This window comes from Paenibacillus sp. J22P90 (assembly GCF_059692195.1).
Map to the genome: position 1 here is coordinate 168,465 of NZ_JCAUAY010000009.1, position 24,365 is coordinate 192,829.

Below are 24,365 nucleotides of genomic sequence, written 5' to 3' on the forward strand. Positions count from 1 at the left end.
AAAGACCGAAGTCACCCAGTCTTCCCCTGGTGATTCAGCCTTTTTCTTGTTAGATAACGAATTCCAAAAATTCCGGTGAACGCAGTCTCCCGCTTTGGGTCCAGCTTCTCGTCTTAACCCTTGCCATGATGCGCGGCTCCATATAAGCAAAATTCTTGTCTTCCTTGAAGACAAGGCGTTTCTGCACGCTTTCTATCGCTTTTTGGTGGATAGGAGATACACCTGATTCAACAATGCCAACAGGAAGCTTGGATCCATCGGCTGCATCAATCGAAGCCAGCAAAGCAAAATTATTTTTCCTAAAGCCAGAAATATACACATCTGCATACGTCCAATTAATAACCTTTTGCCATTGGATGGAGCGTTGATTACTATGATATGTGGAATTCTCTTTAATAGATTTAATAATAATGCCCTCTAGTCCTCTCCCACGGATCTGTTCATAATAGTCAATGGCGTTCCCCTCAAACATGTCAATCTTTTTATAGCTCTCATTTTCAGTAAAAGCCTGTTCCAACAGCTCTTTACGCTTCAACAAGCTTAGACCCGTAACGTCAATTCCTTTGTATCGCAAAATGTCAAAAGCACAAAAAACCACAGGTTTCTTATTTTTCTTAGATAAAAACCTCGCGGACATCGCTTCAAAGTCAGGCTTTCCTTGATCATCCAGTACAACCAATTCACCATCTAGTATCGTGCCTTCGGCAACAGGACAATTAAATAACTCAGGAAACTTATGTGTAATTAAATCATTATGTCTCGTATATACATGCAATTTATCCATGTTGGAAAGAATACAACGTATACCATCCATTTTTAATTCAGCTATATGATTCTTACTGTAAAATGGCTTATTATTTTTGGCATTGTACAGCATCATAGGAGAAATGAACATTTGATATCACCCTGTTCTAAATGATACTGCACTATGAACCTCCTGCCTAATGGTAACTGTTTCCCGAAATGATAAAGAGACCCGTAATTGTACTGGGTCTCCTTTTTTCTTATACATTTTGTAATTTATCTGGATTAGCAATAAAGTAAATACGTTGAAGCATCATTGATTGCTCATCCCAATCAAAACAAATAACCCCTGTCGATAGGCCGTCTTTGGTTAGTAAAATGCCTGGTTGTTGATTAACCTCGATAAGCTGTGCTTGTGTTTCGGGAAATCGACTTGACGATAGAGCACTTAAAATCTTAAGCACACGTTCTTTGCTATAAATGGGATGGATGGCCGCGGACACTTTGCCTCCACCGTCAGCGATAAATATTACATCGTCTGTAAGCATGCTCACTAGTGATTGAACATTTCCATTCGAAATGGCCGATATAAATCGATTGACCAGCTCCTTTTCTTCAAGCAAATGTGTGGGTTGCATCGTATCGTTTGCAGAAGACTCCTCTACCTTTTTCTTAACACGACTGAAAATCTTTCGGCAATTCACTTCGGACTTGTTAACCATCTCACCAATTTCACTATGTTCATAGGCAAACACTTCTTTTAAAATAAAGACGGCTCGCTCTATGGGTGTAAGTTTATCCATAAGAATCAGGAAGGCATATGAAATCGTATCATGACGCTCTACGCTTTCCATGGGACTGTTATCGTTAAATTGTACAGTAGGTTCAGGCAGCCAGTTGCCAACGTAGCTTATTCTTTTTTTTCGCGCGGACTTTAATTCGTTCAGACATCGATTAATCATCATTTTGCTCAGATAGGATTTGATATTCGTGATGTTTTCACTTAGATAACCATGCATACTTATGAACAAATCCTGCACCATATCCTCTGCGTCAGATCGAGAACCAAGCATACGGTAAGCAATGGAAAATAAAAGAGGCTTATAGGTCGTATACAAATCTTCAATGTGATTAGCTGGTTGATCAATGGTATAACTTGGCATAATACCCGCCTTTCCATTCAAGAGAGAACTCTCGATGATATCTGTTTATTATTTAACATTTTGAAATGAAACATTCTCATGAATTATGCTTGCTCTTTATCAAACTTGCAGTGCCTCTCTGATAAGACAATTGACGATGTCAAAGTGTGACATCATACGCGAGAATTCAAACGATTCAACCGGACACTAGCCAATTTCCCTTGGCTTAGGTACATGCATAAAAATACCGCGGTCGTGGCTCATAGTATAGGAATAAACTGTGTTCCGGAAAGAAGTGAGTACGCTGGGGAAAATAGCCATAGCAAGTCATGTTCAGATTGGAAAAAGAGTTCGGCGTCGTTTACGAAAGCGTAGCATGATTCGATATAAAAAACGGCCTGCTCGAGCGGCAAAGCGTCGTTCTATGTTTGTAGTAAAAAAGAAACGTCCGTTCCGAAATCGTCCCTTTGCGAAACGTTTCCATCGGGTACGGCCCCTGCACAAAACTCTACATGCTGAGCCTCCGCCAAGTCCACCTCCACATTTAGAGATCCCACCACCCCTGCTGAACCCGGGTGTTAGTCTAATTGGCTATACCCGAACGGAAATTGGCTTAGGTGAAGCTTCCCGACTGCTGGCCAAGTCCTTCGAAGCTGTGCAGCTGCCTTTTGGCATCCTCAGTCATACAGATCCTGGTGCCATTACGGCTAGAAATAATGATATGTCTTGGGTTCATAAGGAAATCAATCACGCCCCTTATCAAGTTAATCTTCTTCATATGAACGCCCCCAACTTAAGATGGGCTTATGACCTTGATGCGTTACCCTTAGGCAGAAGTGTCTTGTATTACCGATATAATATTGGTTATTGGGCCTGGGAAATGCCGGAATTCCCTAATGAATGGTGTAACAGCTTTGACCTCGTACATGAGGTATGGGCGCCTTCCAGCTTTATCGTAGAGTCATTACAAAAGAAATCCACGGTGCCTGTCGTTAAAATTCCACATGCGATTGAAGTGCGAGGACAAGTCAGTAACAGATCTATTTTCGGCTTGCCAGAAAAACAATTTCTATTTTTATCGATGTATGATACGCACAGCCTAAATGAACGAAAAAACCCGCAGGGCTCCATCGAAGCGTTTAAAAGTGCTTTCGCACCTAATGACACCTCCGTTGGTTTGGTCATTAAAGTGAACAATGCCCGTACGAATCCTGGGGAGATGGCCCATCTGAATGGACTCATCGAAGGTTATTCGAATATTTACTTGATTCAGGAAATTATGGATCGTGGAAAAGTCGACATGTTACTCAACTCTTGCGATTGTTTCGTTTCTCTCCATAGATCTGAAGGCTTTGGTCTAGTTCTCGCGGAAGCTATGTATCTCGGAAAACCGGTAATTGGGACCAACTGGTCTGGGAATACGGACTTTATGAACGCCGACAATTCCTGCCCAGTGAACTATTCGTTAGTTCAGTTAGGCAGAGATATTGGCCCTTACCAAGCCTTTCAAGTATGGGCGGAACCTGATATCCAGCACGCAGCCTACTACATGCGTAAACTGGTCAACGATAAGCGTTGGAGGAATTCAATAGCCCTTCAAGGGCAGCAAACCATACGGAATGGGTATTCTCCTGAGGTCATTGGGAATATGATCAAAAATCGGCTGAGGGAAATAGGTATACGGGTGTAAGAGGCAAAAAAGAGACCCTCAGCAACGGGCTGAGGGTCTAAGTTTTATATTTTAAAGGGGGGTTGTCTATTAGTATAGGGGTGAATTGTTAACCCCAAATGAAAACCATATTAAAATAATATTATTTCCCCTTAACAATTCCCAAGTAATTCTAATGATTACACCAAGTATCTTCCTGTGATCGACTTCTCCGCATGGATAATCTGCGTAGGTGTGCCCTCGAACACAACCTGGCCGCCATTGCTGCCTCCGTCCGGTCCCATATCGATAATCCAATCCGCTTGGGAGATCACATCAATATTATGCTCGATCACGATCACCGTGTTGCCAGCATCCACGAGTCGATTCATAATTTCCAGAAGGTGACCGATATCTGACATATGCAAGCCGGTCGTCGGCTCATCCATTACATAGATGCTGCCCTTCTTATGCAGCTCGCTTGCCAGCTTGATGCGCTGGCATTCTCCGCCAGATAGCGTGCTGAGCGGCTGGCCGAGTGTAATATAGTTCAGCCCCACATCCATCAGCGCCTGAAGCTTGCGCACAACTTCTTTGAGCTGGAAAAAATCCAATGCCTGCTCTACCGTCATCTCCAGCACATCGGCAATGGACTTGCCATCCAGCTTGTACGCGAGCACCTCTTCCTTGAACCGTCTACCTTCGCACACTTCACATGGCAATTTCACGCTATCTAAGTAAGCAAGGTCTGTATACACAACACCCAGTCCTTGGCAGTTCTCGCAAGCTCCCTTGGAGTTAAAGCTGAACAAGCCTTGATTGACTTTGTTCGCGGAAGCAAACGCCTTGCGGACATCATCCATTATGCCCGTATAGGTCGCGGGATTGGAGCGGGTCGACACGCCTACCGCCGACTGGTCGATAACGATCGCATCCGAATGCTGACTGAGAAATACTTCGTTGATCAGCGTACTCTTGCCTGAGCCGGCGACGCCTGTAATAACTGTCAGCACGCCAGTTGGAATATCTACACTTACATTCCGCAGGTTGTGCAGCGTAGCATCCTGGATCGACAGCTTGCCCGACGGCTGCCTGCTTGTCATCTTCAGCTGAAGCGGCCTCTTCATATGCGTGCCTGTCAGCGTATCGGCTTCCAGCAAGCCTTGGAAGCTTCCTTCATACACGATCGTGCCGCCGCGAGCACCGGCATGAGGCCCGACATCGACGATATGATCCGCCACCTTGATCACATCGGGATCATGCTCGACGACAATGACCGTGTTGCCTTTGTCGCGCAGTTTCTGAAGCAGCCCATTTAACTGGTGCACATCACGGGGGTGCAAGCCTACACTGGGCTCATCGAAAATGTAAGTGACATCCACCAGGCTGCCGCTCAGGTGCTTTACCATCTTGACGCGCTGCGACTCACCGCCGGACAATGTGTCCGTCTCACGGTTCAGCGTCAAGTAGTCGAGTCCGATATCCACCAGATGCTGCAGCCGCTCTGTCAATGCTTTGACGACCGGCGCTGCAATCGGGTCGTTAATCTCCCGGACGACGCGGTTCAGCTCTCCGACTTCCATGGCGGACAATTCCGCGATGTTATGACCATTGATCCGGCAGGCAAGTGCAGCCTGACTAAGTCTTGCGCCGCGACAGCTGGAGCAGGAACCTTCGGTTATATACGGAGCAACAGCTTGCTGTGTGCGTTCGGATTTCGTCTTTACATCTTGTTTGATGTACTTATTAGTGAACTTTTCAATGACGCCTTCCATTGTAATATTCATGGCCTTCCCGGCGAACATCATTTCCACTTTCTGCGCCTTGCCATACAAGAGCTGCTCAAGTTCCTCATCCGAGTAATCGTTCAGCTTCTTGTCGGGATCGAAGAACCCTGTCTGCAAGATCAAGTTCAAATCCCATGAGTTCAACTTATAGTCCGGCAGCAGAAGTGCCCCTTCATTCAAGGACTTTGACTTATCCAGCGCCTTGCTCATGTCGACGCCCAGCCTGCGACCCAGCCCGTTACACTCCGGACACATGCCTTGCGGATCGTTAAACGAGAACATGTTCGACGCTCCTACATAGGGCTGACCCGCTCGGGAGAAGAGCAGACGGAGGATGGGAGAAATATCGGTAATCGTACCCATTGTGGAATGAGAGCCACCGCCCAGACGCTTCTGATCCACAACGACTGCCATGCTCAGGTTCTCGATTGCGTCAGCATCCGGCTGCGGAAACCGCGGCAAAAAGTTACGGACGAACATGCTGAAGTTTTCGTTCAGCAGACGCTGGGATTCGGAGGCGATGGTATCGAAGACGATCGATGACTTACCGGATCCGGATACCCCGGTGAAGATCGTAATCTTCCGCTTCGGAATGCGCAAGGATACGTTCTTGAGATTGTTTTCCCTCGCAGCCGTGATTACGATATACTCCTGATTAGGCTCGCTCATGATTAACATCCTTCCAATCGTGGTATTTTTACTCATCTACACATTGTACCATGAGAAAAACTTCTATCGAAGTACTTCGAGGATGAGCGACCGCGTTTCTAATGTTGTTTTTATCGCCAATAAGAATTTGTTCTTCCGAGCCCCGGAAACTTATAAATTCTTATGTGGTAAAAAATAAACCGGCTTGCACTACATGCAGCCGGTTTACTCGAGCTTAAGCTTATTTTTTAACCACAGGCACCCAAAACTCGCCGTAGAAAGTGCCATCACCGTTATCTTTGCGATAAGTCGCATTTGGACCGCCGATGTAAGCATAATCCGTGATTTGTCCCAGTACTTCGCCAAACGCACGGTATGTCAGCTGATCAAACAAGGTTTCCTTGTCGCCATTTCCTGCGACCACGATGTACTCGCTCTCTGGAAACTCAATGAGACGCGTTGCGTCAGTCACTGATTTGCCAGCTTCTACCGCGAAATAATTCCACGGTTTGCCTTGATAAACCTCGTTGACTGACCATTCACGATCGTCTTTCGCAGTCTTTTTGAGCTTGTCAAAACGCCCGTCAGCCTTGAGTTTGTCCCAGAACTCGGACTTTTCTTTTTGCATAGCCGGCATGTCTTGGAAATTTGACTGGATTGAAAAACCATAAGCGGTCAATGTGAAAGATTTTTTGTGTTCAAGTGTGTAAGCAGTCATATGCGTGCTCCTTTTATCTGGATTAGACTTCGACTTTATTTACACGAAGCCACATTTCACCGTAGAATTGACCATTTTCATCTGCTTTGACGAACGTTGCGTTACCAGGACCAACGTATTTGTAGTCTGGGACTTCCTTCAACAGGCCGCCGAATACTTTGCCTGTGATTTCGTCAGCAAGGCGGTCTTTGTCAGCGCCTGTACCTGGCACGACGAGGTAGTCGCCTGCGAGGAATTCGAGGACGACCGCGCCTTCCACGTCGAGCTCACCCATCACGCCGAAGCCGCGCCAAGCCTTGCCGTCTAAGACGTAGTTGATTTGATATTCTTGCCCGTCAGCTAGCGCGAGAAGTTCAGCAAGCTTGCCATTTTCTGTGATTTCGGCTTTTTTTGCTGCTGTTTTTGCAGCATTACCTGCCCAGTCGTTGAAGTCTTCAAATACAACACCGAAAGCGGTCATTTTGTAGTTTTCTGAGATGGTTTGGATTGCGTAGTTAGACATATTATTATCTCCTTTGTGGATATATTGTTTACAAGATTGATTCTATTTTCTAAATGTATCACAAAATGATACCTTTTATTGAATTGGCTTTTATTTTGCTACATTTTTGATACAATAAAGTTATGAATAAAACAGAACGAGTTAACCTGATCATGCGCTACATCAATAACCGCGCCCATTTTACGATTGCCGAGATTCAGCAGGAGTTCAAGATTTCTCGCGCAACGGCGATCCGTGATATTAACGAGATTCAGGCGATGGGTTTTCCGCTGACCACCGAGCTTGGACGCGGTGGCGGCTACCATGTCCTGCAAAATCAGTATCTGCCCTCCGCCCGCTTCACGCCAGAAGAGCTGAAGGCGATTTTTATCAGCTTTATCGCTTCGAAAAATTCACAGCTGCCATATCTGCAAAATCGCCGCTCAATTACTGAAAAGCTCATCGGCATCGCGTCGCAAACCCAGCAAGACGAGCTGATTGAGTTGAATAATATCTTACTATTTGAAAATACAAACCCTGCCAATCCAAATCTTTTGGAGCTCGATGATGCGGCTCCTCCGGAGCTGAACCAGTTGATTTCACTTGCTGTGCGGGATAAGCATTTGCGCGTGACTTATGAGCAGAGTCTGGGCTGGCCGCAGTTGCTGGACGTTTTTTTGCTGCATATTTTTAACTCAAACGCTCGGTGGCTGGTCGAGGTTTATGATTTTGATACGGATGAGTTTCGTTATTTGCCTGTTGAGATGCTGCGGGATTCAGTAATTTCTAAACAGGAAATGAAGTTGACTGAGCAAGAGATTTTAAGCAAAAAACTGCTATTTGCACGTGAAGCCAATCTTGTTGTGAAGCTTGATTCGACCGGGATTCAGCGATTTAAACGCATGCATCCGCCAGGGATTACTTTGTCATTTACTGGGATGTTTCAGTCGAGCGGGATTTTCAATGTTCAGGTGGATGTGACCGATTTTGAGGCGCTGGCGTATTATGCCGATTGGCTTTTGTTTTTGGGGAAAGGGGTCGTGTTTGTTCGGATCCCTGATGAGCTGCGCGTGATGTTGGAAGAGCGTTTAGCCAATTTAAGATTTACTTGAGTTTTATCTGAGGTTTTTTGAGTACCTTCATAAGACAATAAAAAGACAGCCAATACGGCTGTCTTTTTACTATATTTCGTATGCTTATCTAGGCAGCTCAACAGATACTTCACGACGTGCTTCGGCAGAGCGCAGGACTCCGTCGATGATTGCTTGCTGAATGAGAATTTGTTCACCAGGAATCGGAGCAGGTCGACCGTCCCGAATCGCTGCGGCAAAATCATGTACTTTCTCATCGAACAGATGCAATTTGTGCTCCACCAGTGGAACTGGCGTCGAAGTTTGACCGCCGAACTCATCGTGGAATAGTGTGATGGAACCAACTTTCCCATCCCAAACACCTGACCATGGCCCAGTACCTGCTGGCGTCACTTTCAGACCCCCATCTGTACCGAGGAACATCGTTGCGCCCAGTGTATCCATGTGCATCGCCCACGATATTTTAAACTGCAGCACTAGATCATTCTCGAAGCGCACCATCGCTACACCGAAATCTTCGACTTCGAACTTGCTTGCTTCTGGATGGTACAGAGGGTTTGTGCCGAAATGGTTAGAAGTAAATGCCGATACAGTCAGCGGGCGAGGATACCCCAATGTGTTCAACGCCATGTCCAGCGAGTAGCAGCCAATATCAGCCATTGCGCCAGCCCCCGCTAGCTTCTTGCTGATGAAAGTACCTCCTGGCATACCACGGCGGCGTCCGCCCCCCGTCTCCACATAGTACACATTACCGAGTCGGCCAGACTGCACAATCGATTGCAATAGCTTCATATTCGGATCATAACGCGGCTGGAAGCCTAGAGTAAGCATTTTCCCGCTCTCTTTCGCGGCCTGCGTCATCTCTATTCCTTCTTGAAGGGTGACAGACATCGGTTTTTCAAGCAGTACGTTTTTGCCTGCTCTCAGAGAATCAACCGTCGTCACATGATGGGAGACATTCGGCGTGCAGATGCTTACCCCGTCCAACTCCATGCGCAACAACTCTGTATGGCTATCAAAAGAAGCCGCTTCCGTCAATTCTTGCGCTTGGGCAAATTCGAGCGCCTTACCCGGAATGACGTCCGCCACACCAACGATTTCAACATAAGGTAACTTTTTATACGCGGATATATGGGCTCTGGCAATGCCCCCCGTTCCGATAATGCCAATACGCAGCTTTTTGCTCATCGTTGTCAATCCTTCTTCCTAATGAAAGTGTATGAAGTCCAATTTACTATTCATTGCGGTACAGATTGACAATAGCATATAGAATGATATTTTTTTAGTTCATATTGATGTCATGGGGAAGTGTAAAATTACGACATGTAGTTACATGTCCTTTTTTAAATAATAATGAGTATGTCCACCAACATTTTTTAAAGTTCCAAACACTTCAAAACCTTGTTTTTTGTAAAAATCTAACGCTTGAAAACTTAAGGTATCTAACTTGATAAATTCACACTTGTTTGCTTTAGCTAATTTTTCAGCTTCTGCTAGTAGTTTCTTTCCATATCCTAATTTCCGAAATTCATCTTCCACAAAAAGATACTTTATCTCTAAGAAATTCAAAAATATCTCACCAATAAGCCCACCATAAGTTTTATTGTCAGCACTTTTTAAAAACAGATTAACCACCTGGTACCTGTCTTTCAAATCATCGGGGAAATGCCTCGTATTAAATTCAATCAATTTGTTCACTATATAGGACTTGTCGTCACTATTCGTTTCATTAGATATATAAATTTCCATGAGATTCACTCCTGCCCTATTATGGTTCATTTCTCATTCGTCGGCGTCTTTTAAAATAGCATACAATTAACAGAAGGCACACTATCAACATGCCACCCATGATCAATACATCATAGTCTTTATCCGTCATAAACCACATTTTATATTCTACATTCACATGATTTTTTGGAGTAATTCCCTCACCAAATTGCTTATCTATCTGGTTAAGTGACTGTATTTCTTTAACCGAAGCACATGGACTATTCACGAACTCTCCATCGAGATTTTGTGCATATAGTAAGTATGATTTTCCTTTTTCAAACGGAAATCCCCAACTATAATCTGTTGCCACAATTATTTCTGAGGGTACCTCCATGTTCCAGCTTCTTTCAACATCAACCAATATGTATTTAACATACTCCTTAGGACCAATAACACCTTTTTGCTTGATATCTCCCTTAATCTGTATTACTTCACCATATACTGCTCCTCCGAAAATCTCCAGTCTCTCCTTATGCCCATCTACCTTAGCACAAGATAATGCATTCACATCATTTTTGGGGGAAACAAGAAATATAAAAAAAATTCCAGAGGTGATAGCAGTGGACACAGAGAAAGCCCTTGGGAAATTCCCAAGGGCTTTCTTGGCTTTAGTATTTACTTACCCTTTTTTCTACTTTTACCATGATTCGGTTTATTATCTTCTTGATCTTTAGCGTGATTTTCTCGTTGTTTATCGTGTGTTGTCATAACGTCAGCCCACCCATCGGAGTAATTGAAACCATAAATATTGTACTCATCTATGGGGCATTGTACGCATCCACTTTGTACCAATTACTAGATTTTCATCAAGTAACAACTAATCATGTTTCCATCCCTGACCTTGCCATCCGCTGCCGCGACGCCTCAAACAACAAAACCGTCGCCGCCATCGCGACGTTCAGTGATTCCGCTTTGCCCTGCATCGGAATAATGACCTTCACGTCCGACAGCGCAGCGACCTCCGGCGACACGCCCTTGGCCTCGTTGCCGAGAATCAGCCACGTCGGCTTCCGCAGATCCGTGTCGTAGCACGAGCCCTGCGCCTGCAGGCTCGTCGTGACAAGCTGCACCCCGTGCTCACGCGCACGCGGCAACAGCTCCGCCAGATCTGCCTCCACGATCGGCAGATGATACATCGATCCCATCGTCGAGCGGATCGTCTTGGGATTGTACAGGTCGACGGTGCCGCGACCTAACACAACGGCTTTGGCCCCGACGGCATCCGCGCTGCGGATGATCGTGCCGAGGTTGCCTGGGTCCTGGACGCCGTCCAGCACCACAACCAGATCATGCTCGCCGGCAAGCAGCTCGTCCATACCAAGCTGTGGCCGCGCTACGATGGCCACCACACCCTGCGGGGTCTGTGCGTCGGAGCATTTAGCCAGTACCACTTGGCTGACAGCGACCCACTCCACACCCTCAGCAAGTGCGACAAGCTCCATGGGACTCCCTTTTTCCGCAAGAAAAAGAATAGTCTCCACTTGTGCCCCAGCCTTCAAAGCTTCCTCAACCAAATGATAACCTTCAATGATATATTTGTTCTGTTTCTCTCGGCCGCGACGCTCTAAAAGCTGCGCCCAATCTTTCACTCTTGTATTTTGAACTGAATGAATCTCTATGTATGAATGCCTCATGAATTTACCTACTCCGCAAAAGTGACTTCAAAGGTGTGAAGACTTGAATTTTTACCTACAATAACTAAAACATCATCCTGTTTAATTGGTTCCTCCGCGCTCGGTGGAATGACCATATGCTCATTTTGTTTGATGGCAATTACGTTGCAGCTATATTTAGCGCGGACATCGAGTTCACGTAGACTTTTGCCAATCATCAGTTTAGATGCCTTTAATTCCAGAATGCTGTAATCTGCCGACAGCTCAATATAGTCCATAAAATTGGATGAAATCATATGATGTGCAATTCGCTGCCCCATATCACGTTCGGGGTAGATGATTTTATCAGCGCCAATTTTTTTGAGCACCTTGCCATGAAGTTCATTCACAGCTTTTACGATTGTCGTAGGTATGCCCATTTCTTTAAGAATCAATGTAGTCAAAATACTCGCTTGAATATCTTCCCCAATGGCCACGACTACTACATCGAAATTGCGTAAACCCAAAGCCCGCAGTGCTTCCTCATCTGTTGAATCCGCTTGGACAGCATGCGTCACAAAGGGAGAAATATCATGCACTGTTTCTGCATTCTGATCGATGGCTAGAACTTCGAACCCTGATTGTGATAACGTCTTGGCGACAGCTGAGCCGAATCTTCCCATCCCGATAATCGCAAATTGTTTTTTCACTGCTCACGTTCCTCCATATTCCCAAGAATATCTATGATTATACCATACTTGGTGCACAATGCTCACATCTCAAGACCCCGCATTGGCGAAGTGTGGGAAGGATGAAGCCATCTTCATCTGTACATATTAATAGCGAGAATGAAATGGAAGCGAGGTCCTCGAATGAATATCACCCTTAGACAAGCCATCCACCAGCGGGTCAATAACAAATCGCCCGAAGAACTCAAAGAAGTCATTGAAGATTCCATTGGCGGAGAAGAAAAGGTTTTACCAGGTCTTGGTGTACTTTTTGAAATCATCTGGCAGCATTCAGAAGCAAGTACACAAGATACACTTGTCGAAACGCTCAAAGCTCATCTGGCCTAACACCATAAAAAATCCCTTCCTAGTTGCATGACGACCGACATTCATCGAATGCCCTCATCATTGTCCTCTTGGAAGGGATACTTTTATACAAGTTTGACGGAATCCTCTGTTCTCCTGCCCCTTCTAACTCTGTTGCCCTAATTTGCTGGACATACTTATTGCCAGCTCTTGCCTTAGCTTTTTAACAAACAATTTCAGCTGATCCGTAATGTATTGCGGTGTATGATCCGCAAATTTAATCCCATATGCGTAAGAATTCCATTTCTTTTCGTACCATCTCACATGACCATTTATTTGGATCGCATCCGACAGCTGGAAAGAAATCATTAATTTCATCGAAGGATCATTCGCCTGAAAATTCGCCGGCAACTCAATTTTGCACCCATTACGACTTATATCCAGCATCTCAGCCTCAACTGGTAGACTTGATATAACCTCATTATTCATTCCACCTATTTGCAATAAGCAAGGTATAGGCGGATTAAACATATAACGTAAGGGGTCATTTCTTCTACTATTCATGACAGTTCTCCTCGCGCTTTCGATATTTTCTTCCATTGTACATGACGGATACTCTACAAAATCTCAACAAGTCGTAATCATGCTAAAATTACAGCGTAAAATTTCACACAAAAAACCCTTCCAGGTTTAGAAAGGAAAAGCACATTCCACAAAATGTCCCATTCATTTTCTTTCTGGAAGGGGCTACTATTTAACACCTAGGCGGCAGGATCAGGAATCCGGATCGTCACTTTCGTTTCAATCCCCACTGCGCTTTGTACATTCAATTCCGTGCCATACGTTAATTTTAACCGTTTGCTGATGTTTCTAAGGCCTACTCCCTTTCGCGTAGAAGAATTATTGCTCTCTTCCACAGGGGCGCTGCCTAAGATTTTGTCCACCTGCTCCGCCGTCATGCCAACGCCATCGTCTTTCACTTCGAAGACGTAGCCTTGGTCCATTTTATACGCCTTCACGGTTACAGTTCCACCATCCTCACGGCCCCCGATGCCATGCCGAATCGCATTTTCAACAAGCGGTTGGATGAGTAACGGCGAGATTTTAACATCCAATACCTCATTCGCAATCTCATACTCCACTCGTATACGATCCTTGAATCGCACTCTTTCGATCTCGGTGTAAGAACGGATCAACGCAAGCTCGCTGCTGAACGAAACCTGTTGTTGAATGTTGCTGAAGGCGAAGCTTCCACGCAAGTAGTCCGCCAGATCCGTGGTCAGTTTCCTCGATTTATCGACATCCATATAACTAGTCGCCATAATCGTGTTGAGCACATTGTACAAAAAGTGGGGCTTGATCTGCGATTGGAGAAATGCCACCTCCAGATCAACCGCTTTGCGGGCAGATTCCTTCATAACGAGCAAGCTCTTAGCTCTCGAACGAAGCTCCGCCACATCGAACGGCTTCGGCAAATAGTCATTCGCCCCAGCATCAAAGGCAGCGATTTTGTCTTCCGCCTGAATCGATGCGGTAACCATCAGAATTGGCAGCTCCAGCATGCTGTACGTGCTTCTCAGAATACGGCACACTTCGAAGCCGGACATGCCAGGCATCATGAGATCGAGGATAACCAAATCAACAGATTGTCGGTTCTCCATTTGCTTCAGTGCTTCATAACCGTTCTTCACGGCGATGACCGTGTAGTCCAGAAGTTCCAGTGAATCGATTAATACTTTCAGGTTGGAGAAATTATCGTCAACAACTAGAATCGTATACAGACCTTTTCGCGGCGAAACGTAAGGTGTCTGGAACCAATATTCTGGCGTCACTGATAGCGTTAGGTCTTGATTCTGAGAAGCAATCGCGTTCGGACTCTCATCACGACTTGCCATTGGTAAACTAAACGTAAATGTTGAGCCTACACCTCTCTTGGAAGATACACGAATGTGACCGTGCTGCAGTTCAACCAGCTGCTTAACAATTGGCAAGCCTAATCCGAAACTATTGGCAGCATCCATTTGCAGAGACTTGTAAGGCTCGAAAATAATCGAATACTCGCTCTCATCCATCCCGATCCCTGTATCTCGGACGGAAATTTCAATCATACCGCCATGTTCCACAGCCGTGACTTCAATGCTTCCAGCTATCGTATGCTTAACTGCGTTATCAACCAAATTGCTCAAAATTTGCCGAAAGCGGCTTTCGTCCGCAAATATATAAGGAAGATTGGCAGGCACGTTATTTACAAGGCGCAGCTTCTTGCCAGCTGTCAGGAAGGAGAACACCTTCAACACAACCTCAACCGTCGAGCTAACATCAACCGGTGTCGGATGAACGGCCAGTTCCCCCTCCTTCAGTTTAGAAAAATCCAGAATATCATAGACAATCTGGGATAACCGCTTGGCAATGACAGAAACCAACCCTACATTCTCTTGCTGTTCGTTCGTGAGCGGATGGTGGCGATTATCGATCACCGCTTGCGTGATATTGATAATGCCATGCAAAGGCGTCTTGAATTCATGCGCTGTTTTCGTAAGAAATTCATCCTTCAGCTTATCCGCTCGAATGAGTCTTCCAGACAATTGCTCCACCTGCTTGAAGGCATTGGAAAATCTCAATGACATGAGCAGCGCGAGTGTGAGCAAATACACAAACGGCTCCACAGGCGGGAACGTATAGACAGGAACTCCAAAATAGACGTTCAAGTTTAAAAGGTATTGATGCACGTTAAGCGCAATGGCGGATGCCACTAAATACAAGCTGCCTTCCACCCTATGCAAAGCAGTTAGCACAAGCACGTACACGAAGTATACGAACGAGAAATTGATATATATGGTTGAGAACACTCTCATTGCGTCAGTCTGAATCACTGAAAAAAATCCTAACTCCAATACACTGAGGATGGCCCCCGTAATAAGTGTAATCCAAATGAGCCGCTTGGAGCAGAACGAACGGAAAACGAGATAAACGTAAAGAAGCATCGCAATGCTGGCCAAAATGCCCATAATAATTTGAATGCGGAGAAACAACCAGACAGGCAGCGATGGGAATAGATCATACACAATTCGCTCGCCCAATGTTGCTATAAATACCGCAAAAAATATGCTTAATAAGCCAAAGCTTATCAAGAAGTAATCTTTTCTTCGCTGGGTGTACAAACCGATAAAATATAGTCCCATAATCAGATAGGCCGTAAATCGGATCCAATCGTGCGAGAGCGCTTTATTTTGAAGCTGGGCTATCTGCATTTGATAGCCAAGGACTATCGAATGGTTAATACCGCTGCTTGGCGGCGAGTGGTAATTGGCTACTTGAACGATCACTTCATTCAAACCGGGGCTCAACGCAAAGTAGGAAACAACGGGTTTATTTTTCCCCACGTACGATTGCCTCTCTGATGGATCTCCGCTTGCGCCAACCACTTGACCATTGACGATAATACGACTCGACATTTGAATCGACAACGTCTTCAATCCGTAAATTTGACTTGCATCCTTGATATGAACACGTAAGCGATACGTCGCTTTTCCGATCGTATGCATGTTGCTCGACCATGACCCCGGCACAGTAATCATCTGCTTAGAGAAAAGTGTCCCCACTGCAAAATCAGCCGCCGTAAGCAGTTGATCCGGATAAAACTCCCATTCTCCGTTCAGCGCAGCGACTCCGTCTTCAGCGAAACTCCAGTCCGTCAAATCCAGATCCCCTTGTAACGCCTTTGGCATCCCGCTATCCAGATTTTTTACAATGAACGGTGCCGTACTATAAGTGCCCGCAAGCAACACAAGTGTGATCAGCAGCGCTAGCAGTTTTCGCTTCATAATGCGCTCCTCAATCCGATATCAGTTGAGATCAACTGCCGGTACAGCGCTTCCGTTTCTGCCTCTACTTCAACACCCATACGATCATGAACCGACTTCTCTAGAAGCCGATATGCTTTGATCGCTTCATTGCGATTTCCTGCCTCGATGTGCAGCTTGATCAGCTCGCGTCCATCCATTTCAGAATCAGGGGAAACGCCGACAAGTCGTTCCAAGCAGTCCAAGGCCGAAGAACGATGACCGTTCTCTCTAAAATAGACATATAACTTTCTAAGCGCCTGCATGTACTTGCTTTGTATTTGTTCCCGTCTCCCCATTGCCCATCTGAAATCGCAAGAGCTCAAATAATCACCCTTAAATAAGGCCGATATGTGATCCAGCTGGTTCTTCCCTAGGTGATCTTCCATCAAAACCTCGTAAAGCAATTTTTCCAGCTCAGTTACATCGCAGACTGCAGGTCCAATATCAAGCGAATAGCCTTTGCCTATCTTGTTCAGGGCAATCACCGACCCGTTAGCGCGTATGTTTTTCTTCAGTTGCCAGATACTTGTATAGAGATAAGAGCGAGCCTTCTCCAGGTCCGCTTCTGGCCATAACGCTTCCATGATAACGGCTTGATCCACCGTTTGGCCGCAATGATGGACAAGAAATGCACATAGCTCTTTCTCCTTCGTCGTCCGCCATGACCATGTCGAATCGCCAATTTGTACGGAGAAATCAACCATGCAGGAAATCATCGGTTGCAAGCTTTCTTCCGTACTGTGATTGGTCAGCGCCCCCTGAATCCGTTTGACGGACTCGTTCAATCTTTCCATATGAAGCGGTTTCAATAAGTAATCAAGCGCCTTAATTTCAAAAGCCTCGATCGCATATTCCGCATACGCCGTCGTAAATATAATATGTATATTTGGGTCAATCGCCTTGATGGCTCTTGCTGCCTCGTTGCCCTTCATGCCCGGCATCTCAATATCTAAAAAAACGGCATCTACTTGCTGTGTTCTCATCTCTTCAATCGCATGCACAGCATTCTTATATTTCCCAACCACCATGACATTGCCGATCCTACTGAGCAATATCTCCAGCATATCAAGCGCATATTCTTCATCATCGACTAGTACGGCACGAATCATCTTATCCTCCATTATTATCAAACACTGCCCGCAATACAGCTTTATGATCAGTTAATCCATGATTTAAGCATACCTTGTGTAGTATATACTGCACAATAGGACGCATAAAAAAGACCGTCAGAGAGCTCATTCTGACGGCCTTACACATGCTATAACACTGTATATGGGTTCATCGCTGCCGGCTTCTCGCAGCTGCTGCGCATCACATAATGCTGGCCGGAATCGGACGCATCATGGAAACCATGCATCGCTTCCAGCACATGGTACGCCAGCTCACCATTCGCACGGTGCTCTGAACTATCCCCTGTAATCAATGCCTGCGCCATTGTCGCAACACCTAAGCCACGGCTATTGTCTTTATAGCCATGTGAAAGCGGAATCGGTTCATATTCATTGGAACCAGGCTTGCGAATCAGCACTTCCCCTCCGAAGTTATTCGGGTTAGGTACACTTAATGAACCATGACTGCCGTAGATTTCAATGTGTGGCAGCTGCGTGCCAGCCATAATATCGAAGCTTGTTACTAGCGTTGCAATCGCGCCATTGTGGAAATCTAACACACCTGCAACGTGAGTCGGCGTATCCACTTTAATTTTTTGCCCACGCTTCTTCTCACTCGAAATTGTACGCTCTGGAAAGCTTACTCCCGTTGAACCTGTTACACGACGAATCGGTCCAAGCAAGGCCACTAGCGCAGTCAAGTAATACGGACCCATGTCGAACATCGGACCGCCGCCTTTGGCGTAATAAAACTCCGGATCTGGATGCCAATGCTCATGCCCTTTCGCCATCATGAAAGCTGTAGCGGCAATTGGGGTGCCGATCCAGCCATCCTGGATAAGCTTTACGGCCGTTTGAATGCCTCCGCCAAGGAATGTATCAGGCGCACTGCCAATTAGCAATCCTTTGCGTTTTGCTACCTCCAGAATTTGCTGTCCTTCTTCACGAGTAACAGCCAGCGGCTTCTCTACATAAGCGTGTTTACCCGCTTCAAGAATTTGAATACATACTTCTGCATGTACCGCAGGAATGGTCAAATTAATAACAATGTCCACCTGAGAGTCGTTTAGCAATTGTTCCACGGTATACGCATGAGGAATCCCAAACTCCTCCGCACGCGCCTGCGCTCTACTCAAATCAATATCGGCACAAGCAACTAATTCTAAGTGTAAAAATGTAGGGATATTTTTCATATAAGCCGCACTTATATTTCCACAACCAATAATACCAACTTTCATCCGCTTCATTGCGCTATTTCCCCCTTATAATTAGCGTGTTGCCCATAGCAACCCGCGTCGCATTAATTCCAATGTTTCAGGCATACGAACAATGTTAGCCTGATGACCGAGTGAGTTATAGTACACTTTGCCCGCTCCGTAAGTTTTCGTCCAAATAACCGGCATCTCGACGTCATCAAAGTCTGTCACCGCATGAACCTTAATCGCTGGGTCAACATGCATATAATATTTCTCCGAAACAACGACGAAATCACCGATTCCTGCCGTCAATGGCTGCTCACTATCTTTGATACGAACAGTATAAGTAACGCCATCATTGCCGGGATGTGCCACCCATTGGCCGCCAACCATATACTGATAATTCACTTCATTACGGAAGGAATCCGCCATCCCGCCATGACAGCCTGCAATCCCTGTTCCGCCAACTTCAACCGCGTTAATTAAGGGCGTGAGCTGCTCTTTTTCAATTTTGCCCATGGTCCACACAGGCACGATAAGATCGATACTTTTTAAGCGCTCCTCATCACGGAAGCTGTCCAGCGTATCCGAAACCTCCACCGCATAATTCTCTTCTCTTAACAAACCCGCAAAAATCCCCGCAACCTCCTCGGGTTGATGACCGTCCCAGCCACCCCATACAATCAATGCTTGTTTTTGACTCATCGCAGACCTGCTCCCCTCTATCTTATACTTCGCTAATACTCACCCAACGACGCTGCGCGATCGATAGATCCACCGCTTCCAGCACCTCTTGACATTTCACACCATCCACAAAATTCGGAACCGGCTGACGATCCTCTGAGAGCGCTGTCATCAACTCCACTACTTCATGGACAAATGTATGCTCATAACCAATCGTATGTCCTGCCGGCCACCAAGCATCCATATAGGCATGTGAGGCATCTGTTGCCAGAACCCGTCTAAAGCCCTGAACGTCCTCATCATCACTTGTAAAATACACCTGCAATTCATTCAACCGCTCGAAATCGAATTTCACGCTGCCTTTACTACCATTAATTTCAAAAGAATTCGTACACCGGTGCCCTGGTGCAAAGCGAGTCGCCTCGAAGCTGCCCAGCGCGCCATTCGCAAACCGTGCCATGAATAGCGTAGCATCATCCACGGTTACAGGGCCATGCGGCGCATCTTTGCTGCCTTTGGCGCTCAGACCTGTCATGGAGCTCGGCAGCGGACGCTCCTTCACGAACGTTTCACTCATCCCAATCACTTCGGTCATATCCCCAACCAGGAAGTGCGCAAGATCGATGAGATGCGCCCCCAAATCGCCGTGCGAGCCTGAGCCTGCGATCTCCTTCTGCAAGCGCCATACCAGCGGGAATGTCGGATCAACGATCCAGTCCTGCAGGAACCACGCGCGGAAGTGGTAGATCTGGCCGAGACGGCCGCTCTCGACGAGCTTCTTCGCGAGCTGCACCGCAGGAGCAAACCGATAGTTGAAGCCGACCATGTGCTTCACGCCAGCCTCTTCCGCCGCATCCAGCATCTCCCTTGCATCCGCAAGGGTTAGCGCCAGCGGCTTCTCGCAGAAGAGATGCTTGCCGGCCTTCGCCGCCGCCAAGGCTATTTCCTTGTGCGCATCGCTTGGTGCATTGATATCGACCACGTCGATATCGGGGTTCGTCACCAGCTCGCGCCAATCTGTCACATACCCGTCCCAGCCGAATTGCTCCGTGGCTTGACGAACACCGCTCTCGTCGCGACCGCAGATGAGCTTCATCTTCGGAATCGCCGTCTGCGGGAAGAACATAGGCAAATCTTTATACGCATGACTATGTGCTTTCCCCATAAATTTGTAGCCAATCATCCCGATATTAAATGTCTTCTTCACCGAATTCACGCCTCCCCATAGTGTGTGCTCATCGTTTCATTCATCCTCGCCTCAACGCCAATTCTTCGAAGACTGCCTAATCCGCACTTCCGTTGGCAGCTTAACCTGCAGCTGATCCCCGCTGCTCCCCTGTCCAACACATGCAAGCACAGCGCGTGCCGCCTGCTTGCCCATTTCAAAAAATGGCACCTTAATGCTGCTAAGCGGTGGATCACTTAACTTCGCTGCATCCGAGTCATCGCAGCCAATGACTCCATAGTCTCGCCCAGCAATCCAGCCACGCTCTCGCAAACCTTGCATCAATCCGATCGCCATCCGATCATTGGCCGCAAATATCGCTTCGACCTGATCTCGAATCTCCCATACGCTTGCAGCTGCCTCATACCCGCTAGTGCGGCTGTAGTTCCCCGTAAGCTGCAAAGCAGGATCTATCTTCAAGCCTGCCTCTAGCATCGCCTTCTGATAGCCTTGGAGTCGATCCATGGAGTTCGAATACTGCGAAGAACCATTGAGGAACGCAATCTTGCGGTAGCCTTCATCCAGTAAATGACGCACCGCCCGATAGCTCCCCTCCACATGATCCGCATCTACCTCGAGGAAGGATAGCCCCTCAAATCGTTGATTGACCAAACAGAACGGATGTCCCTGTTCCTGCAATTGCAGCAACGAGCTGCGCTGGGCCTCGGTATCACGTGCCCCCAGAATCACACAGGCATCCACCTTTTGCGAGCGGTATAACCTTCCATAATCCAATTCATCGTCCGGCGTCAGCAAAGACAACAACATGTCATAGCCCTGCTCCTTCACCTGCTCCCCAATCCCGCTCAATATCTCCGCAAAATAATACGCAGAAAACAGATGCACCTTCGGCATATACGGAAGCACCACACCTAGATTGCCGCTTCTTCTTCGAGCGAAGCTTTGTGCAATCGCATTCGGATGGTATCCAAGCGCTTTCGCCGCTTTGAGTACACGTTCTTTGGTTGCAGGCTTCATCGGGCCAAGTCCATTAAACACACGAGAGACGGTCGCTTCGGATACCTCGGCTAGTTCAGCAACCTCTTTTCTCGTTACCATGTTGATAGGCTCCCTTCCGCTCATTTTTACATAAAATGTACACGCGTACATTTTCTCATTCAGAAGATGATTTTGTCAATATAAATTCCTATTTTTTAGACTTCCACTCATTTCGTCATATTTCGACATTTTCATTAATTTTTCATAAAGAACCCCCGGTATTTTTCCCATTTTTTTTCAGAAAAGCAAACTCTTAATATTGTTATAATCCTCTCCGAGCCTTATGATATAGGATATTGGGACAACTATGAGATGGGAATGAGTGATAACTAAATGAAAGCAATCTGGCGCCAGCTTCAGTTCACTGCGTCTACAACGATCGGAGCTCTTAGGAGCAGATCACAGATCACTCGTCTTCACACTCGTGGACAGCTCCTGGCTCAGTTAGAGCACGCTGTTCAGAAGCACTTTCATACATCACCTTCTCACGTGCGTGCACTGCTAGTTTTCGATATCGATCGATTCCGCCAAGTGAATTTCTCACTCGGATATGCAGGTGGAGATCTTCTCTTACAAGAATTAAACCGCAGATTAAAGCGATTAGATCACATTGATCTTGTCGTCCGATCTGGCGATGATGAATATTCACTTCTTCTCCGAGCACACTCGCAGGAGCAGCTTCAGGCTGCACTGCAGCGTGTTCAACATGTGTTTCTTTCTCCTTTTACTTATCAGGGTCATGACTGCTTCCTTAGTGCAAGCTTCGGTCAGAATGCCCTTACAATAACGCCAGACAATGTCTCGCAAGCCTTCCAGCAAGCCGAGCAAGCACTCCAGATCGCCAAACAAACAGGCAAAAATAAACTTGTCACTTTTCAGCCCATGTCATCACAGCCGCGTATCGCTAGTCAAATCCAGATGGAAACCGACCTTCGCAAAGCGATCACAGAAAATCAGCTTTTGTTATACTATCAACCTCGTCTGGAGCTATCCTCCGGTCAAATTATTTGCTTAGAGGCCTTAGTTCGCTGGAATCATCCGATACATGGCATGATTGCTCCGGCCGATTTCATCCCGCTTGCCGAGGAATCCGGCCTCATTTTACCACTTGGAGAATGGGTACTGCGAGAGGCTTGTCTACAGAAGGCGCGATGGCTGGCCGAAGGTAAGCTCGATTATCAAGTTGCCGTTAATGTTTCGCCATGCCAGTTTCAAGATGACAGCTTTGCAGATAAGGCAATTCATATTATTGAACAAAGCGGTATTCATCCTTCCTATCTCGAGTTCGAAATTACTGAAAGCTCAATTATGCAAAATATGGAGAAAACGATCGCTGTCCTTGATAAACTGTGTGCCAAAGGGATTTCCATCTCCATCGATGATTTTGGAATCGGCTATTCCTCCCTCAATTACTTGAAGGAGTTCCCTATACATTGCCTGAAGATTGACCGTTCCTTCGTGAAAAATATTCAAAGTAATACGAATGACTGGGCCATTACCAATGCCATCATTCATCTCGGCCATGCCCTTAATATCCAAGTCGTTGCCGAAGGGGTTGAGGATGTCGGGCAGCTGAACATTCTTAAAGAAACAACCTGCACAACCGTTCAAGGTTTCTTGCTCAGTCCTCCCATTTCCGCCTATGACATTGAACATAACTTCCATATGTACGACAACAGACCGGTTATGATTTCATAACCGGCCATAGGCTCTTGCGTATCTTCTCATTTTTGCAAAAATGCGCTTGTCATTTAATCGCCGAAAAATAAAAGGATCTGGACTTGTGTTCACCTCAAGAACCCAGGGATGCAGATCCTTATCTAAGGCTACATCGACCCCTATCTCTTTGACCCCTCTATACCGCGAGTTAATTGCCTTCGCCACTTGGATTCCCATCACATGCAGCTGCTTGACATACCCTTTCCTCTCACTAGGCGGTAAATACTTCTGGAGCAAGGTATCCACTGATTTCAACGTACCTCCATTATGGAAGTTCGTCACAATCTTCGAAGGATGCGCCACGCGGCCAATCACTCCGGTTGTTTCCCATTTGCGAGCAGGTGATTGCTGAACCATCACGCGGAGATCAAAGCGGTTCCCCTTATAGGTCAACAAATGAATTCCTTTTTGTACCAGATAAGGACGTTTCCTAGTCTCTTTGAGCAGAGATACGTACATATCGGCAAATGTTTTGAACCTTTTGATGGTGACTCCAGATTGATAGGAATAAGGTTTTTCTTCGTCCTCCCCCGCCAGCTCGATGCGGATCACACCGTTCCCAAACATCCCTACATTCGGTTTGACATAGACCATTTTATATTGATCGAGCATTTCTTGTAAGGTCACTGACGTCATACGTCTGGTGCTTGGCACATACTTGCGAAGTGATTCATCCGATACGACGGCCATGGTTTTTCCAATTTTACTGCTAACATATCTTGATCTACTCAAGCCTAGCGCTTTCCTGGTGATCTTCTTAATACGCTTATTAATACGCCTATTAATACGCTTACTTATTCGCTTCCTCATACCTAGCCTCCAGTTTCGAATTCACCCCATCCTAGTGTATGAAGGCGACCCGCGGTTGGCGACTATAAAGACAAAGAAGAGGCTGCCCCTAAAAGTATCAGGAGCGCCTCTTTTCTTGTGTCG

At 46.3% G+C, this 24,365-nt stretch carries 22 protein-coding genes; 4 read left to right on the forward strand and 18 right to left on the reverse strand.

Features of this window, described 5'->3' with window-relative positions; genetic code table 11:
• Positions 1-49 precede the first annotated feature (49 nt).
• Together AC58UX_RS26230 and AC58UX_RS26235 are read right to left on the reverse strand one after the other, a co-directional pair.
• Positions 50-895, reverse strand: a complete 846-nt coding sequence (locus AC58UX_RS26230; RefSeq protein WP_497258229.1) for an ATP-dependent DNA ligase — start codon at positions 893-895, stop codon at positions 50-52.
• Between the two features lie 109 nt (positions 896-1,004).
• Positions 1,005-1,907 carry an RNA polymerase sigma-70 factor gene (locus AC58UX_RS26235; protein ID WP_497258231.1) on the reverse strand — a complete coding sequence of 301 codons (903 nt, stop codon included), beginning with the start codon at positions 1,905-1,907 and terminating at the stop codon, positions 1,005-1,007.
• A 355-nt stretch (positions 1,908-2,262) separates the two neighbouring features.
• On the opposite strand from AC58UX_RS26235, the gene AC58UX_RS26240 reads away from it, so the two are divergent.
• Positions 2,263-3,576, forward strand: coding sequence for a glycosyltransferase family 4 protein (locus tag AC58UX_RS26240; protein ID WP_497258233.1), 1,314 nt, complete (start codon positions 2,263-2,265; stop codon positions 3,574-3,576).
• Between the two features lie 158 nt (positions 3,577-3,734).
• Here the strand turns inward: AC58UX_RS26240 and AC58UX_RS26245 are convergent, their stop codons facing one another.
• The 3 genes from AC58UX_RS26245 to AC58UX_RS26255 form a co-directional block, all read right to left on the reverse strand.
• On the reverse strand, positions 3,735-5,990 hold the full coding sequence (locus AC58UX_RS26245) for an ATP-binding cassette domain-containing protein (RefSeq protein WP_497258336.1): 2,256 nt from the start codon (positions 5,988-5,990) through the stop codon (positions 3,735-3,737).
• A gap of 220 nt (positions 5,991-6,210) precedes the next feature.
• Positions 6,211-6,687 (reverse strand): GyrI-like domain-containing protein, encoded by a 477-nt coding sequence (locus tag AC58UX_RS26250; RefSeq protein WP_497258235.1) that lies wholly within the window; start codon positions 6,685-6,687, stop codon positions 6,211-6,213.
• A gap of 22 nt (positions 6,688-6,709) precedes the next feature.
• A complete protein-coding gene (locus tag AC58UX_RS26255) occupies positions 6,710-7,189 on the reverse strand; it encodes a hypothetical protein (protein WP_497258237.1) in 480 nt (159 codons plus the stop codon).
• Between the two features lie 122 nt (positions 7,190-7,311).
• Between AC58UX_RS26255 and AC58UX_RS26260 the strand changes: the two genes are divergently transcribed.
• On the forward strand, positions 7,312-8,280 hold the full coding sequence (locus tag AC58UX_RS26260; protein WP_497258239.1) for a helix-turn-helix transcriptional regulator: 969 nt from the start codon (positions 7,312-7,314) through the stop codon (positions 8,278-8,280).
• Positions 8,281-8,364: 84 nt separating this feature from the next.
• On the opposite strand, the gene AC58UX_RS26265 is transcribed toward AC58UX_RS26260, so the two are convergent.
• The 5 genes from AC58UX_RS26265 to AC58UX_RS26285 all read right to left on the reverse strand — a co-directional run bounded on the left by AC58UX_RS26265 (position 8,365) and on the right by AC58UX_RS26285 (position 12,331).
• Positions 8,365-9,447 (reverse strand): Gfo/Idh/MocA family protein, encoded by a 1,083-nt coding sequence (locus tag AC58UX_RS26265; protein WP_497258241.1) that lies wholly within the window; start codon positions 9,445-9,447, stop codon positions 8,365-8,367.
• Between the two features lie 141 nt (positions 9,448-9,588).
• Entirely contained in the window at positions 9,589-10,008 is a 420-nt protein-coding gene (locus AC58UX_RS26270) for a GNAT family N-acetyltransferase (RefSeq protein WP_497258243.1), read from the reverse strand.
• A gap of 19 nt (positions 10,009-10,027) precedes the next feature.
• Positions 10,028-10,597 (reverse strand): hypothetical protein, encoded by a 570-nt coding sequence (locus tag AC58UX_RS26275; RefSeq protein WP_497258245.1) that lies wholly within the window; start codon positions 10,595-10,597, stop codon positions 10,028-10,030.
• Between the two features lie 253 nt (positions 10,598-10,850).
• A complete protein-coding gene (locus AC58UX_RS26280; protein WP_497258247.1) occupies positions 10,851-11,663 on the reverse strand; it encodes a TrmH family RNA methyltransferase in 813 nt (270 codons plus the stop codon).
• Positions 11,664-11,671: 8 nt separating this feature from the next.
• Positions 11,672-12,331: a potassium channel family protein gene (locus AC58UX_RS26285; RefSeq protein WP_497258249.1), complete on the reverse strand. Its 660-nt coding sequence runs from the start codon at positions 12,329-12,331 to the stop codon at positions 11,672-11,674.
• Positions 12,332-12,493: 162 nt separating this feature from the next.
• On the opposite strand from AC58UX_RS26285, the gene sspI reads away from it, so the two are divergent.
• Entirely contained in the window at positions 12,494-12,697 is a 204-nt protein-coding gene (gene sspI, locus AC58UX_RS26290; protein WP_497258338.1) for a small acid-soluble spore protein SspI, read from the forward strand.
• A gap of 123 nt (positions 12,698-12,820) precedes the next feature.
• Here the strand turns inward: sspI and AC58UX_RS26295 are convergent, their stop codons facing one another.
• The 7 genes from AC58UX_RS26295 to AC58UX_RS26325 all read right to left on the reverse strand — a co-directional run bounded on the left by AC58UX_RS26295 (position 12,821) and on the right by AC58UX_RS26325 (position 21,773).
• On the reverse strand, positions 12,821-13,219 hold the full coding sequence (locus AC58UX_RS26295; protein ID WP_497258251.1) for a PilZ domain-containing protein: 399 nt from the start codon (positions 13,217-13,219) through the stop codon (positions 12,821-12,823).
• A gap of 197 nt (positions 13,220-13,416) precedes the next feature.
• A complete protein-coding gene (locus AC58UX_RS26300; RefSeq protein ID WP_497258253.1) occupies positions 13,417-16,479 on the reverse strand; it encodes a hybrid sensor histidine kinase/response regulator in 3,063 nt (1,020 codons plus the stop codon).
• Positions 16,476-17,609 carry a response regulator gene (locus AC58UX_RS26305; RefSeq protein ID WP_497258255.1) on the reverse strand — a complete coding sequence of 378 codons (1,134 nt, stop codon included), beginning with the start codon at positions 17,607-17,609 and terminating at the stop codon, positions 16,476-16,478. Before AC58UX_RS26305 ends, AC58UX_RS26300 begins: the two co-directional genes overlap by 4 nt.
• A gap of 149 nt (positions 17,610-17,758) precedes the next feature.
• Positions 17,759-18,856, reverse strand: coding sequence for a Gfo/Idh/MocA family protein (locus AC58UX_RS26310; protein WP_497258256.1), 1,098 nt, complete (start codon positions 18,854-18,856; stop codon positions 17,759-17,761).
• A gap of 21 nt (positions 18,857-18,877) precedes the next feature.
• Positions 18,878-19,510: a ThuA domain-containing protein gene (locus AC58UX_RS26315; protein WP_497258258.1), complete on the reverse strand. Its 633-nt coding sequence runs from the start codon at positions 19,508-19,510 to the stop codon at positions 18,878-18,880.
• A gap of 22 nt (positions 19,511-19,532) precedes the next feature.
• Positions 19,533-20,672: a Gfo/Idh/MocA family protein gene (locus AC58UX_RS26320; RefSeq protein WP_497258339.1), complete on the reverse strand. Its 1,140-nt coding sequence runs from the start codon at positions 20,670-20,672 to the stop codon at positions 19,533-19,535.
• Positions 20,673-20,747: 75 nt separating this feature from the next.
• A complete protein-coding gene (locus AC58UX_RS26325) occupies positions 20,748-21,773 on the reverse strand; it encodes a LacI family DNA-binding transcriptional regulator (protein WP_497258260.1) in 1,026 nt (341 codons plus the stop codon).
• A 273-nt stretch (positions 21,774-22,046) separates the two neighbouring features.
• Between AC58UX_RS26325 and AC58UX_RS26330 the strand changes: the two genes are divergently transcribed.
• Positions 22,047-23,411: a putative bifunctional diguanylate cyclase/phosphodiesterase gene (locus tag AC58UX_RS26330; RefSeq protein WP_497258262.1), complete on the forward strand. Its 1,365-nt coding sequence runs from the start codon at positions 22,047-22,049 to the stop codon at positions 23,409-23,411.
• On the opposite strand, the gene AC58UX_RS26335 is transcribed toward AC58UX_RS26330, so the two are convergent.
• Positions 23,406-24,242: a YheC/YheD family protein gene (locus AC58UX_RS26335; protein WP_497258264.1), complete on the reverse strand. Its 837-nt coding sequence runs from the start codon at positions 24,240-24,242 to the stop codon at positions 23,406-23,408. The two genes, AC58UX_RS26330 and AC58UX_RS26335, sit on opposite strands and share 6 nt — an antisense overlap.
• Positions 24,243-24,365 lie beyond the last annotated feature (123 nt).